Raw genomic sequence first — 13,657 nt, forward strand, 5'->3', positions numbered from 1 at the left:
CCCGGGGGTATAAGTCTAGGGTGTATGCCGATCTTTCCGGAGAGGTCAAGATTCGAGATCGGCAATCCGGGCGGCGTAGGGGAGGCTGCGGCGCGCGGGGGACTGCAGTCCAGGGTGCTGCTCCGGGGGTGCTGGCAATTGGCCTCGCCATGCGGCGGAATCCAGCAGGTCGGACGGATTGCCTTCGAAGTACCATGCTGCGCGGCGGAGGCTCCGGGCTTGCGGGACGTCCGGAAACTCGGCCGGTAACGGTTCTGGAGGCGAGGGCCGCCGCCTAAGCTGACCCTAGCTGGAATCAGCTGCCTGCCAGCTGGCACCATGGGCAGGTAGGTTGCAGCATTCGCCCGAGTAGGAACGCGAGAAGACACAATGAGCATGGAAAATGCCGCCTGGCATTCCCTCTGGAAGCTGTCGGGGGACAAAGGCAAGGCCTACGCGCCGACAACACCCAAACGCGTTCTGCAATTCGCCGCAGGCTACAAGACCCGGCTGCTCATCTTCGTGCTCTTCTCCATCTGCTCGGCGGTGCTTGCCGTCATCACCCCGGTGCTCGCCGGCCGGATCGTGGATGAAATCGTCGCCCGCAGCGGCATCCGGATCATCGTCAACCTGGCGCTGGTCATCGCGCTGGTGGCGGTGCTGGACGCGATCGTTTCCGTCGTGGTCCGCTGGTTCTCCTCCAAGCTCGGCGAGGGAATCATCTACGACCTGCGCACCGCGGTGTTCGACCACGTGCAGAAGATGCCGGTGGCATTCTTCGCCAGAACCCGCACCGGGGCGCTGGTCAGCCGCCTGAACAACGACGTCATCGGCGCGCAGGCGGCCTTCGCCGGGACCCTGTCCGGGCTGGTGTCCAACACCGTGGCCCTGATCCTCACCGCGGCGGTCATGTTCACGACTTCCTGGCAGGTCACCGCCATTGCGCTCGTGCTGCTTCCGGTCTTCCTGCTGCCGGCGCGGCACTTCGGCAAGTCGGTGGCGCTGCTGCGCAAGGAATCCGCGGATCTGAACGCCTCAATGGGGACGCAGATGACCGAGCGCTTCTCGGCGCCCGGAGCGACGCTGATCAAGCTCTTCGGCCGGCCCAAGGACGAATCCCACCAGTTCGCGCTCCGCGCGGGCCGCGTGCGGGACATCGGCATCAAGGTCACCATGCGCCAGTACTACTTCGTCGCGACCCTGACCCTGGTCGCCGCACTGGCGCTGGCCTTGGTATATGGCCTTGGAGGCATGTATGCGGTGCGTGGCGACCTGGCCGCTGGCGACGTGGTGGTCCTGGGTATGCTGCTGACCCGGTTGTATGCTCCGCTGACCGCGCTGGCCAATGCCCGCGTGGAAATCACCAGTGCGCTGGTCAGCTTCGACCGCGTGTTCGAGGTGCTGGACCTCCAGCCGCTGATCACCGATGCGCCCGACGCCCGCCGCCTGGAACCCGGGCCGGTGCCCGTGAAGTTCTCCCACGTGAACTTCTCCTACCCGAGCGCTGACAAGGTCTCGCTCGCGTCCCTGGAAGAGGTCGCGGTGCTGGATACCCGCGGCGGGCAGGAAGTCCTGCATGACATCGATTTCGAGGTGAAGGCAGGGCAGACCGTCGCCCTGGTCGGCTCCTCGGGCGCCGGAAAGTCGACCATCGCCTCGCTGCTGGCCCGGCTCTACGACGTGGATTCCGGAGCCGTCGAGCTGGCGGGAACCGATATCCGCGAGCTGAAGCTCGACTCGCTGCGCGAAACCGTCTCCATGGTCACCCAAGACGGGCACTTGTTCCACGAGTCGATCCGCTCCAACCTGCTGCTCGCCCGACCCGGGGCCGACGATACGCAGATCTGGGAAGCGCTTGAACGCGCGCGGCTGAAGCCGGTCATCGCCGCACTGCCCGACGGGCTGGACACCGTGGTGGGCGAGCGCGGCTACCGGCTGTCCGGCGGCGAACGCCAGCGCATGACCATCGCCCGGCTGCTGCTTGCCGCCCCGCAGGTCGTGATCCTGGACGAGGCCACCGCCGCGCTGGACTCCGCCAACGAGGCAGCAGTCCAGGCGGCCCTGACCGAGGCGCTGGAAAACCGCACCGCGCTGATCATCGCGCACCGGCTGTCGACCATCCGCTCCGCGGACCAGATCCTGGTGGTCGAGGGCGGGCGCATCATCGAGCGCGGAACGCACAACGAGCTGCTGGGCCTGGGCGGGAAGTACACCGAACTCTACGAGACGCAGTTCGCCCAGTAGCCGCAGGCACCGTGGTGGACCGGTGCACGGTTCCTCCTAAACGCAGACGGCCGCGCCTGGCTGGGGCGGCGGCAGTGGGCGGATCCGAAGGATCCGGTGTTCACTGCTGCCTGTCCAGCCGGCGCGGCCGCGGTCTCGGAAGGTAACGAAGGCTAGGCGCTGCGGACCAGTTCGCGGGCCTTCTGCGCTGCATGGGTGGCGATGATGGTGCCGAAGACCAGCCCCTGCCCAATCGTGGCGCCGGCCCCCGGGTACACGTTGCCGAAGATGTTCGCGGCGGTATTGCCCTGGGCGTAGAGCCCCTCGATGACGTCGCCGGAATTGTCCAGCACGCGGCCTTGGGCGTCGGTCATTACGCCGCCGCAGGTGCCCAGGTCCGATAGCACGATCTTCACCGCGTAGTAGGTCTTGCCGTCCAGCGCGCGCAGGTTCGGGTTCGGATTCTGGGTCGGGTCGCCGTAGTAGCGGTCGTAGGCCGACTCGCCGCGGCCGAACTGGTCGTCGATGCCGGTTCCGGCGCCCTCGTTGAATGCCGACAGGGTCTGTTCCAGCGCCTGCGCGGGAACCTCGATCTTGTTCGCGAGCTTGCTGATCGAGGACGACTTGTGGGCGATGCCCGCCTTGTACCAGGACTCGGGCAGGGCCATGCGCGGGTAGCACTGCCCGGCGAAGATGTAGCTGTCGCGGTAGGTCTGGTCGAAGATGAGCCACATCTCGCCCACCGGATCGCCGTCCGCCTCGCGGCGCAGGATCTCCTGGCCGAAGCTCATGTAGTCGGTGGACTCGTTGATGAAGCGGCGTCCCGACCGGTCCACCATGAACGATCCGGGCAGCGAACGCTCGGCCAGCAGGATCTTGGCCGAGCCGCCGGGCTTGAGCGGCGACACGGCCGGGAACCACCAGGACTGCTGCATGCTTGCCAGCTGGGCGTTGTGCTTCTGCGCCAATTCGATGGCATCGCCGTGGTTGCCCTTGGCGCCCAGGCTCAGGTCCTCGACCAGCGAGGGGCTCTGGTGCTCCTGGCGCATCTTCATGTTGTGGTCGTAGCCGCCGGCGGCCAGCACCACGCCGTACTTGGTGCGCACGCTCACGCGTTCGCCGGACTGTTCCAGGACCGCCGCGGTGACAACGCCATCGGTGAATTCAAGGTCGACCAGCTTCGCTTCAGTCCAGACGGGAATGCCGGCATCAAGGGCCCCGGCATACATGCCGCCGGCGATGGCCTGGCCTCCGGCGCTGTAGTTGCGGCCGAGAAGCAGTCCGCCGGCGCCCTGGATCAGGCGCTTCGCGATCAGCGGGAATGCCTTGTGCGGCGCCTTGGCAATGAGGTTCATCCACTTGTAGTCGGCGCCGGTCACCGGCATTGGCATGGGCGCTGCCATGGTGGCCGGCTGGAAGCGGCCGAGCTGGTCGCCGAGCTTGTTCAGGTCGAAGGGGCGCGATTCGACCGAGCGTCCGGCGGCGCTGCCGCCCGGCTTTTCGGGGTGGTAGTCGGAGTATCCCTTGGACCAGAAGAAGTTCAGCTGGGTCATGCGTTCGAGCATCTTGACGGTTTCGTCGCCGTATTCCAGGAAGGCCTTCCAGCGCTCCGCCGGGCCCGAGCCGTCCACGACGGATTCGATGTACTTCTCGCCGCGGTCCAGGGAATCAACGGCGCCGTCGCGCTTGAGCACCGTGTTGGCGGGAATCCAGAAGGCGCCGCCCGAGCGGGCGGTGGAGCCGCCCACGTACTTGGTTTTCTCGGCCACGGCAACGTTGAGGCCGAGCTCCTTGGCGGCCAGCGCAGTGGCCAGCCCGGTGCCGGAACCGATGACCAGCAGGTCGACTTCGAGCTGATCGATTTTGACGGGTGCAAGAACGGTTTTCGATGCCATGAAGCGGTCTCCTATGAACGACGCCGGGAAGTGGGTCCTGAGTTAGATCATGCTAGCCAAGCCGCAGCCCTGTCCGTCGCGCAGTCCCGATAACAGGGATCTGCAGCCTGATGGCCGGGGAACTGTCCTATAGGGGTGCGGCGGCGCTTCCCCGGCGGGGACCTGGCTTGTTGGCCGGGGACTGGTTAACGTGCGGTAGCGCGAAGATCACGATTCCCGGCCAGGGGTTGTAAACATCGATAGATTAATGAACCATGGGCGGAACGGACCTAATCCGATATTTATGGAGGTAATCCATCCATGCCACCATCGACTCGAACAATCCGTCCTCCGACCGTTATCGCAGGAATATGCGGACTTGGACTCGTCCTGGCCTCCTGCTCCAGCGGAGTAAGTGGCGTGGAGCAGTCTGCGGAAGCCTCGAATCCTCCGCGCGTTTCTTCCAGCGCTTCGGGCACCTCGACGACGGAGGATGCCAGCCAGCCGGCGGCTGAACGGCGGCGCCAGATCGAGGGTCTGAGCTGGGCGGATGGCACGACGGTTGAGGCTTCAGTTGTTTCAGTGGGGGACGCGGTGAAGCCGCCCGGCGACGCCATCTCCGATCGCGCAGCGCACGATCTTCCCGAGGGGGAGCAACTGCTGGGCGTCTTGAGTGATGCCCGACCCGTCGTACTGAGCAAGGGCCTGCCGTACACCGTCGACGAAACAGGGAAGTACTCGCTGTACTGGGCCGATTCCAAGCGGGACGCCGCCACTGACGACACCTCCTGGTCCATCCAAGGCGATACCGTGGTGGCTACGGTCCGCGGAGTCGACGGCGGAAGCGCAACCACCCTGATGGCCTACGACGACAAGGACGGGATCCAGGAGATCAAGGACTTCCAGAAGGCCAGCGACTCGAACAGCGAGTCCCTCGTTCTGGACGGCGGCAAGGTGTACTGGAGCGAAGCGGACGCGAAGAGCCGCCGGGTGGTATCGATCCCGTTGGCCGGCGGAAGCAAAAAAGTGGAAGCAGAGAACGCGGGGGCCGTCTACCGCACCGACCGGGGTGTCGCCGTGCTCACGCAGGAAGATCCTCAATCCGAGGACACAATGAACCAGATCGGCGGCGTGCAGCTGCTCGACGGCACTGAATTGCTCCACGCCACGGAAGAGTTCGAACTGGGTGGATTCAGCGGCGATCCGTATAGCCCGAGGCCGATCATGAATGGCGGTTCCACCCTGAGCTTCAACCTTGACAGGGGCGAGAACAGCTTCAACGTGGCCGTGCTGAATTTCGAGACCAAGCAGGCTTGGCTCATCGAGATACCGGATGGCCGGATCCCCTTCGGGCAGTCAACCTCGGGATCCTACTCCTTCATTGCCTGGTCTGCGGAGCAGATGGAGGAACTGGGGTCTCTTGGCAACGAAGCGGTAGCTCTCGATGCGTCGACGGGCGAGCTGTTCGCCTTCAGCCCGGAAAACAACTTCGAGAATATTTTCGGCAACGACAAGGCCCTGGCGTGGAGCACCAAGACCAGCTCGGGCTCAGTGAGCTTTGCCAGCGAGATCCTCGAATAGCGCGCATCAAGCTCCACGCCTATTAACAAGAAACTGCCCGGGCGCCGCATGATGACATGCCGGCGGCCCGGGGCAGCAGGGCTTGAATGGCTAGTCGGCGGCGGCCACCAGTTGGCGGCCGAGCTCGCGCGCGGCTTCCTGCAGTTCCGGGACCGCATGCTGCATGAATGCCTCGTCGACGCGGGTGACGGGGCCGGAGACCGAGATGGCCATCGGAGTTGGCGCTCCGGGCACCGGGACGGCGATGCAACGCACGCCCAGCTCCTGCTCTTCCTCGTCGATGGCGTAGCCGCGCTCGCGGGTCGCCTCCACATCGGTGAACAGCTTGCCCAGGGTCGTGATGGTGTTGGCGGTCTTCGGCGGCATGCCGGCCTGGGCCACGAGGCGCTGGACGCGCTCGTCGTCCAGCACCGAGAGCACCGCCTTGCCGACGCCAGAGTTATGCAGCATGGCGCGGCGTCCCACCTCGGTGATCATGCGCATTGAGTGCGGGGACTGCACCTGGGCGATATAGGTGACCATGTCGCCGTCCAGCACGGCGATATTCGCTGATTCGCCCAGCTTGGCGACCAATTCCTTGAGCACCGGCGAGGCCAAGGCGCCCAGCTGGCGATTGGCGACCTCGCCCAAGCGGATCAGGCGAGGGCCCAGCGAGTAGCGGCGGTTGGGCAGCTGGCGCACATAGCCCACGCCCACGAGCGTGCGCAGCAAGCGGTGGATGGTCGGCAGCGGCAGCGGGGTGTCGGCGGCCAATTCGCTCAGCGCGGCTTCGCCGCCGGCTCGGGCGATGACTTCGAGCAATTCAAAGGCGCGCTCGACGGACTGGACGCCGCCGGTGGTCGACTTGCTGGTTGTCTGCGTCATATACGACTCCTCGGTGCCTCTGAATCGTGGAAGTTGTCGGCACTTAACTTCTGCGATGCGAAATCTTTTCTCTAAGAATAGCCCCATGATGAACAGAGATTCCATGATGCGAGAAAAATTAGTGTGAAAAGTTGTGTCATACTGCACAAAATGGCCTTGCGTTTTCATTTTGAGGATATTAGTATCCACTATACGGAAACTTTTACAGGAGGACCTCATGGCAGCACCTAGCCCGGGATATTCATTGACGCTTCGCGTAGAGACCCCAGCGTCGATTACCGCGACCAGCGAACTGGCTGCAGCGGTTGGCTCGGCTGGTGCCCACATCACCGCCCTCGACGTGACCGAATCGCACCACACCCACATGGTGGTCGACGTTTCGTGCAACACCATGGATGTCGCCCACGGCGAGAAGGTCCGCGACGCGCTCAACGGGCTGGACGGCGTCAACGTCCGCAACGTCTCGGACCGCACCTTCCTGATGCACCTTGGCGGCAAGCTCGAAGTCGTCCCGAAGGTCGCCCTGCGCAACCGCGACGACCTCTCCCGCGCCTACACCCCGGGTGTGGCCCGCGTCTGCATGGCCATCGCGGAGAACCCCGCCGATGCCCGCAACCTGACGGTCAAGCGCAACACCATCGCCGTGGTCACCGACGGCTCCGCCGTGCTGGGACTGGGCAACATCGGCCCGGCGGCGGCCCTTCCGGTCATGGAAGGCAAGGCCGCGTTGTTCAAGCAGTTCGCCGACGTCGACGCCTGGCCGGTCTGCCTGGACACCCAGGACACCGACGAAATCGTCAAGATCGTCAAGGCGCTGGCCCCGGTCTACGGCGGCGTGAACCTTGAAGACATCGCCGCCCCGCGCTGCTTCGAGATCGAAGCCCGGCTGCGCGAGGAACTGGACATCCCGGTCTTCCACGACGACCAGCACGGCACCGCCATCGTCACCCTGGCCGCCCTGGCCAACGCGCTGAAGGTCGTCGAGAAGAAGATCGAGGACGTGCGCATCGTGGTCTCCGGCGTGGGCGCCGCAGGCAACGCCATCATCCAGCTGCTGGCGGCCCGCGGAGCGAAGAACATCATCGCCTGCGGCCGCAACGGCGCGATCACCCGCGACGAGCAGTACTCCGACGAGCACCGCGTGTGGCTGGCGCAGAACACCAACCCCGAGAATTTCTCCGGATCGCTGAAGGAAGCCGTGGTCAACGCCGACGTCTTCATCGGCGTCTCCGCCCCGAATGTCCTGGACGAAGCCGACATCGCCGCAATGAACGAGCGAGCGATCGTCTTCGCCATGGCCAACCCGGATCCAGAGGTGGATCCGGAGGTTGCAGGTCGTCACGCGGCGGTGGTCGCCACCGGACGCAGTGACTTCCCGAACCAGATCAACAACGTCCTGGCCTTCCCGGGCTTCTTCCGCGGCCTGCTGGATGCCGGCGTCGCAGACATCACCGATGAGATGCTGCTGGCCGCCGCAGACGCGATTTCCGCCCGGGTAACCGACGATGAGCTGAACCCCGGCTTCATCATCCCTTCGGTGTTCGACCCGCAGGTCGCCACCGACGTGGCCGTCGCGGTGGAACTCGCCGCGGCAAAGGACTAACCACAACCCGGGGCTAGTCACCCCTGGCCCTTTCGGGCCGCATCACTGGAACAGAGCACAGAGGTTAAGGAGCAACCCACATGAGCATTTCACTATCCCGCATTCCGGAGTTCGACGGCGCGGCAGACATCCTCTCGGATGACGCGCTGGCATTCATCGAGAAGCTGCACCAGAAGTTCGCCGGAACCCGCAACGAGCTGCTGGCCGCCCGCGACGTGCGCCGCAAGCAGTTCTCCGATGCCAAGGCCATCGACTTCGACCCGGCCACCGAAGAGGTCCGCAACGGCGACTGGAAGGTCGCCGAGGCGCCTGCAGCGCTGCAGGACCGCCGCGTGGAGATCACCGGCCCGGCCACCCCCGCCAAGATGGCAATCAACGCACTGAACTCCGGCGCCAAGGTGTGGCTGGCGGACCTCGAGGACGCCTCCACCCCGAGCTGGAACAACGTTATCGACGCGGTGAAGAACCTGTCGGACGCCGCCCGCGGCAAGCTGGCCTTCACCGATGAGAAGACCGGAAAGTCCTACGCACTGCGCACCGATGCGCCGCTGGCCACCGTGGTGGTCCGCCCGCGCGGCTGGCACCTGCCGGAGAACAACGTGCTGATCGATGGCAAGCCGGGCGTCGGCGCGCTGGTCGACTTCGGCCTGCACTTCTTCCACAACGCGAAGGTGCTCGCCGAATCCGGCCAGGGACCGTTCTACTACCTGCCGAAGATGGAGCACTACCTGGAGGTGCGCCTGTGGAACGAGGTCTTCACCTTCGCGCAGGCCGAACTGGGCATCGAGTACGGCACGGTGCGCGCCACCATGCTCATCGAGACCATCCCTGCCGCCTTCCAGATGGACGAGTTCCTCTACGAGCTGCGCGACCACGTTTCGGGCCTGAACGCCGGGCGCTGGGACTACCTGTTCTCCATCATCAAGACCTTCCGCGAAGCCGGCGACGCGTTCATCATGCCCGACCGCGCGGATGTCTCGATGACCGCGCCGATGATGCGCGCCTACACCGAACTGCTGGTCAAGACCTGCCACAAGCGCGGCGCCTTCGCCATGGGCGGCATGGCGGCCTTCATCCCGAACCGCCGCGAACCTGAAGTCACCGCCGCGGCCTTCGAGAAGGTGCGCGCGGACAAGACCCGCGAAGCGAACGACGGCTTCGACGGCTCCTGGGTTGCCCACCCGGACCTGGTCGGCACCTGCATGGAGGTCTTCGACTCCGTGCTGGGGAGCAAGCCGAACCAGCTGGACAAGCAGCGTCCGGAGGTCGAGGTCACCGCGGAGCAGCTGCTGGACATCGCCAGCGCCCCGGGCTCGGTCACCGAGGCCGGCGTGCGCCTGAACCTCTACGTGGCAGTGGCCTACACCGCCGTGTGGCTCTCGGGCAACGGCGCCGTGGCAATCCACAACCTGATGGAGGACGCCGCCACCGCGGAAATCTCCCGCTCGCAGATCTGGCAGCAGATCCGCAACAAGGTCGTGGCCGCCGACACCGGCAACACCATCACCGCCGAACTGGTGGCAAGCATCCTGGACGAAGAGGTAGAGAAGCTGCGCGGGGAGGTCAACGACGCCGAGCGCTTCGCGAAGTACTACGAGCCGGCCGCCACGCTGATCGGCACCCTGGTCTCCGGACGCGACGAGGACTTCGCAGACTTCCTCACCACCGGCGCCTACGAACTACTGGAAAAGGAATACGTGACCAAGCCATGAGCAACGTCTTCGATGAGTCAACGCTCGCCGCGGTAGAAGCCAAGCTGGCCGCTACCGACCAGCTGCTGGAATCCGCCTACCCGGGGGATACCGGCGTCCGCCAGCCCGTGCACACCGTGTACGTGCCGGGGGACAAGTTCACCATCGGCCTGCCGGAGGCCTGGGGCTCCAACGCCCTGGCCGCCGCCGGCAACGCCGCGGGGCTGGCCAAGCTGGCAGCCAAGCTGAACCTGGCCGAACCGGAGCGCCTGGGCGAGCTGGTGGCCGCGAAGCTGGCGAGCGAACCCATCGAAGATTTGCGTCTGGACTTTGAAGACGGCTACGGCAATCGGCCGGATGCCGAGGAGGATGCAGCGGCCCTGGCCGCCGCCGACTCGGTATCCGCCGCCGTAGCCGCCGGCAAGGCCCCGGCTTATATCGGAATCCGCTTCAAGTGCTTCGAGGCCCCCACCCGGGCCCGCGGCATCCGCACCCTGGACCTGTTTATCTCGCGGCTTCTCGCCAACGGCCCCCTTCCCGAGGGGCTGCGCCTGACGCTGCCCAAGGTCACCACCGTGGACCAGGTCGAAGCCATGGTCTTCCTGGCCGAAAAGCTGGAGGAAGCGCACGGCCTGGAGAACGGGCGCATCCGCTTCGAGGTGCAGGTCGAGACCCCGCAGGTGATCATCGCCGCGGACGGCAGCCACCCGGTCGCCGCCCTGATCCACGCCGGCCAGGGACGGGTCTCCTCTCTGCACTACGGCACCTATGACTACTCGGCCTCGCTGGGGGTGGCCGCCGGCTACCAGTCCATGGAGCATCCGGTGGCCGACTTCGCCAAGGACGTCATGCAGGTCGCCGTGGCCGGCACCGGCGTGGAATTGTCCGACGGCTCCACCAACATCATCCCGGCCGGCGACCCGGAGAACGTCGCCGCCGCCTGGGCGCTGCACGCCCGCCTGGTCACCCGCCACCTCACCCGCGGCATCTACCAGGGCTGGGACATGCACGAAAACCATCTGGTGACCCGCTACCTGGCCACCTTCGCCTTCTTCCGCGAAGGGCTGGAAGCGGCCGGCACCCGCCTGCGCAACTACGTGCACAAGATCGAATCGGCCATCATGGACGAGCCCGCCACCGCCCGTGCCCTGGCGCGCTACATCCACCGCGGGGTGGCCTGCGGCGCGGTGGGCGCGCAGGAAGTCACCGATCTTGCCCAAATTACACTTGCCGAACTGGAAGCGATCGCGCTGAATCGCTCCCACGCAAACTAGGAGATTTTCCCATGACCGTTCCAGCCCAGGTGAAGAGCCCGTACTACAACACCTACGGCGGCCACCCGCCGCAGACCGACCTGCTGACCGACCGCGCGATCGTCACCGAGGCCTACACCGTGATCCCCAAGGGTGTGCTGCGCGACATCGTCACCAGCGTGTTCCCGGAGTTCACCGACACCCGCGCCTGGGTGCTGAACCGCCCGGTCGCCGGCGGCCCCACCACCTTCTCCCAGGTGATCGTGGAGATCGCCCCGGGCGGCGGCGCCGCCAAGCCGGAACCTCAGGCAGGGGTCTCCAGTTTCCTGTTCGTCGTCGGCGGCGCGCTGACCCTGACGCTCGATGGCGAAGAGCATGTGCTGGACGAGGGCGGCTTCGCCTTCGTTCCGCCGAACGCCGTCTGGTCGCTGAAGAACAACGAGTCCGAGATCGTGACCTTCCACTGGATCCGCAAGCGCTACGAGGCGCTGGACTACGTGCCGGCCCCGAAGGCAGTGGTCGGCAACGAGAAGGACATCGAGCCGGGCCACATGCCGGACACCGACGGCAAGTGGCGCACCACCCGCATGCTGGATCCGCAGGACCTGGCCTACGACTTCGGCGTGAACATCGTGACCTTCGAGCCGGGCGCATCGATCCCGTTCGCCGAAACCCACGTCATGGAGCACGGCCTGTACGTGCTGGAGGGCAAGGCAGTCTACCGCCTGAACGACGACTGGGTCGAGGTCGAAGCCGGCGACTACATGGCGCTGCGCGCCTTCTGCCCGCAGGCTTGCTACGCCGGCGGACCGAGCAATTTCCGCTACCTGCTGTACAAGGACCAGAACCGGCAGATCACGTTGTAGCTTGATCTCCACCTAGAGCTCCGGGGCCGGAGCCCGCGAGAACCCGCCGTACGTCGGCGCACCATGTCCACCTCATGTTCCAGTGATGTTTCTTTTTGCTCGGACGTGGTGAACTGGCGTACGGGTTATCGCCGGGCGCTGGCCCCGGTTTTTTGCCCTTCCGGAAGAGCGTTCTCGGCTGGCGCGCCAACAGTAGGCAGCCGAACCGAGATACGAAGCCAAACCGGGGCCGGTGCGGAAACCGTCCCGCATCGAGTCCACCCAGGGTAGGAGACGTATCCGGGATGGTTCCGCCCCTGCGTTGATGCTCGCCGCGGCGGTAATTCATAGGGTTGAAGCATGCCCAAGAAAAAGTATGTGATGGCCAGCTTGCTGGCACTGCCCCTCGCCGCGGCGTTGACCGGCTGCGATGTCGGCGAACTGATGCAGGACAAGGCCGATAAGTCGACCACCCGCAACGCGGCCACCTCTGAGCAGGCCGTCAAGGACGGCATCCTGCCGGGCTGGGTCCCGTCCGGCGGAAGCAACGTCCAACTGGTCCAGCGCAACACCGGCAGCGAACGGATCTTCGTCATGGACTATGCCGGGAAACTTCCGGGCAAGTCCTGCACCCCGGTGAAAACACCGGGCAAGCCGAGCGGCAAGGAACTTGCCGCGGCCTATGCCACGGATGAGCGGGTCAAGCGCATGGACCCGGAAGAGATTTCAGCAACGCGGACCTTGGAAGCCGACTGGTGGCCGGACGAAGCGCAGTCCCGCACCACCGACTTGTGCGGACGCTTCTGGGTCCACCAGAGCGACGGCAAGCTTTACGCCTTCGCCCCGGATGCGGTGGCTACGGTGGAAAAGATCCAACAGGAGCGCCAGCAGGAGTCGGCGGCCAGCAACTAGCGGTTCAATGCTCCGCCAGGTGCTCATCCAGCACGTTGACGATTTCGGTATACCCCTGCAGATCTGCCAGTTCGCGGGGAAGCACACCATTGCCGTCAGGAATGCCCGGGTCAGCCCCGCCGTCCAGCAGCAGCCGTACCGACTCGACCTGCTTCGGGCCGCCGTCGCCGAGCACGATGGCTTCGTGCAGCGCGGTCCAGCCCAGGTCGTTGACGTGGTTCACAGGCACCCCGGCAGCCAGCAGGATCTTGATGGTTTCGGTATAGCCGTGTTCCGAGGCGGGAATCAGCGCGGTCCCGCCGTAGCGGTTGGTGCTGGCGACGTCGGCGCCGTGCGCGATGGTGAGTTCTAGGATGTTGTCCAGGCCTTCGGCACCTGCATAGAGGAATGCCGAGTCCTCGATCGGATCCTTTGCGTTCACGTCAGCGCCGGCTTCAATCAACGCCGCGGCCAGCGAGGTGTCCTCATTCTTCACCGCGCGCACCAGCAGGGGCATCCGGTCGGCGTAGCGGGCATTGGCATCCGCTCCGCCCGCGATGGCCGCCTGCGCTGCCGCCAGATTTCCGGAGTCCACCGCCGCCTGCAGCGCTGCCGTCTGGTCTTCGGTGTCCACGGTATGCTGCCCGCTTTCGGTCGGTGGTGGGGGCTCGGTGTTCGAACAGGCGCCCAGCAGCAGCGCCGAGCCGAGTGCCGCCGGCGCCAGCCAGGGGCGCATCGCGGAGCGGTGGAACCACCCGCCGCGCGGTCCGTGTTCTTTCATGCCTCCACCTTGCCAGCATCCAGCGGTCTTGCGCATCCGCCCCACGGGTCGTCCCGGACAGAAAAACGCTCC

General features: G+C 65.6%; 10 protein-coding genes. 7 read left to right on the top strand and 3 right to left on the bottom strand.

Going from position 1 to position 13,657, the window contains the following annotated elements; all coding sequences use genetic code 11:
• The first annotated feature begins 369 nt into the window (after positions 1–369).
• The gene (locus ATC04_RS01160; RefSeq protein ID WP_047120486.1) at positions 370–2,223 is read left to right on the top strand and encodes an ABC transporter ATP-binding protein; all 1,854 of its coding nucleotides are present in this window, start codon (positions 370–372) and stop codon (positions 2,221–2,223) included.
• 152 nt (positions 2,224–2,375) lie between these two features.
• Here the strand turns inward: ATC04_RS01160 and ATC04_RS01165 are convergent, their stop codons facing one another.
• Entirely contained in the window at positions 2,376–4,097 is a 1,722-nt protein-coding gene (locus ATC04_RS01165; RefSeq protein WP_047120485.1) for a 3-ketosteroid-delta-1-dehydrogenase, read from the bottom strand.
• 399 nt (positions 4,098–4,496) lie between these two features.
• On the opposite strand from ATC04_RS01165, the gene ATC04_RS01170 reads away from it, so the two are divergent.
• Complete coding sequence (locus ATC04_RS01170; protein WP_060616985.1) at positions 4,497–5,657, top strand: hypothetical protein; 1,161 nt, start codon at positions 4,497–4,499, stop codon at positions 5,655–5,657.
• Positions 5,658–5,747: 90 nt separating this feature from the next.
• On the opposite strand, the gene ATC04_RS01175 is transcribed toward ATC04_RS01170, so the two are convergent.
• A complete protein-coding gene (locus ATC04_RS01175; RefSeq protein ID WP_047120483.1) occupies positions 5,748–6,521 on the bottom strand; it encodes an IclR family transcriptional regulator in 774 nt (257 codons plus the stop codon).
• Positions 6,522–6,738: 217 nt separating this feature from the next.
• Between ATC04_RS01175 and ATC04_RS01180 the strand changes: the two genes are divergently transcribed.
• The 5 genes from ATC04_RS01180 (at position 6,739) to ATC04_RS01200 (ending at position 12,825) form a co-directional block, all read left to right on the top strand.
• A complete protein-coding gene (locus ATC04_RS01180) occupies positions 6,739–8,124 on the top strand; it encodes an NAD-dependent malic enzyme (RefSeq protein WP_047120482.1) in 1,386 nt (461 codons plus the stop codon).
• Positions 8,125–8,204: 80 nt separating this feature from the next.
• Positions 8,205–9,836 carry a malate synthase A gene (gene aceB / locus ATC04_RS01185; RefSeq protein ID WP_047120481.1) on the top strand — a complete coding sequence of 544 codons (1,632 nt, stop codon included), beginning with the start codon at positions 8,205–8,207 and terminating at the stop codon, positions 9,834–9,836.
• The gene (locus ATC04_RS01190; protein ID WP_047120480.1) at positions 9,833–11,089 is read left to right on the top strand and encodes an aldolase/citrate lyase family protein; all 1,257 of its coding nucleotides are present in this window, start codon (positions 9,833–9,835) and stop codon (positions 11,087–11,089) included. Before aceB ends, ATC04_RS01190 begins: the two co-directional genes overlap by 4 nt.
• A gap of 11 nt (positions 11,090–11,100) precedes the next feature.
• Positions 11,101–11,934 (top strand): bifunctional allantoicase/(S)-ureidoglycine aminohydrolase, encoded by an 834-nt coding sequence (locus ATC04_RS01195; RefSeq protein WP_047120479.1) that lies wholly within the window; start codon positions 11,101–11,103, stop codon positions 11,932–11,934.
• Between the two features lie 339 nt (positions 11,935–12,273).
• Positions 12,274–12,825: a hypothetical protein gene (locus tag ATC04_RS01200; RefSeq protein WP_047120478.1), complete on the top strand. Its 552-nt coding sequence runs from the start codon at positions 12,274–12,276 to the stop codon at positions 12,823–12,825.
• Positions 12,826–12,829: 4 nt separating this feature from the next.
• On the opposite strand, the gene ATC04_RS01205 is transcribed toward ATC04_RS01200, so the two are convergent.
• Entirely contained in the window at positions 12,830–13,585 is a 756-nt protein-coding gene (locus ATC04_RS01205) for an ankyrin repeat domain-containing protein (protein ID WP_231735871.1), read from the bottom strand.
• Positions 13,586–13,657 lie beyond the last annotated feature (72 nt).

Origin of the sequence: Arthrobacter sp. YC-RL1, assembly GCF_001454985.1 — a bacterium.
GTDB lineage: Bacteria > Actinomycetota > Actinomycetes > Actinomycetales > Micrococcaceae > Glutamicibacter > Glutamicibacter soli.

Excerpts from the sequence above, each read along its gene's own strand:
- ATC04_RS01205 (WP_231735871.1), bottom strand. The coding sequence starts at position 13,585 with ATGAAAGAACACGGACCGCGCGGCGGGTGGTTCCACCGCTCCGCGATG.
- aceB (WP_047120481.1), top strand. The coding sequence starts at position 8,205 with ATGAGCATTTCACTATCCCGCATTCCGGAGTTCGACGGCGCGGCAGAC.
- ATC04_RS01175 (WP_047120483.1), bottom strand. The coding sequence starts at position 6,521 with ATGACGCAGACAACCAGCAAGTCGACCACCGGCGGCGTCCAGTCCGTC.
- ATC04_RS01200 (WP_047120478.1), top strand. The coding sequence starts at position 12,274 with ATGCCCAAGAAAAAGTATGTGATGGCCAGCTTGCTGGCACTGCCCCTC.
- ATC04_RS01190 (WP_047120480.1), top strand. The coding sequence starts at position 9,833 with ATGAGCAACGTCTTCGATGAGTCAACGCTCGCCGCGGTAGAAGCCAAG.
- ATC04_RS01165 (WP_047120485.1), bottom strand. The coding sequence starts at position 4,097 with ATGGCATCGAAAACCGTTCTTGCACCCGTCAAAATCGATCAGCTCGAA.
- ATC04_RS01180 (WP_047120482.1), top strand. The coding sequence starts at position 6,739 with ATGGCAGCACCTAGCCCGGGATATTCATTGACGCTTCGCGTAGAGACC.
- ATC04_RS01195 (WP_047120479.1), top strand. The coding sequence starts at position 11,101 with ATGACCGTTCCAGCCCAGGTGAAGAGCCCGTACTACAACACCTACGGC.
- ATC04_RS01160 (WP_047120486.1), top strand. The coding sequence starts at position 370 with ATGAGCATGGAAAATGCCGCCTGGCATTCCCTCTGGAAGCTGTCGGGG.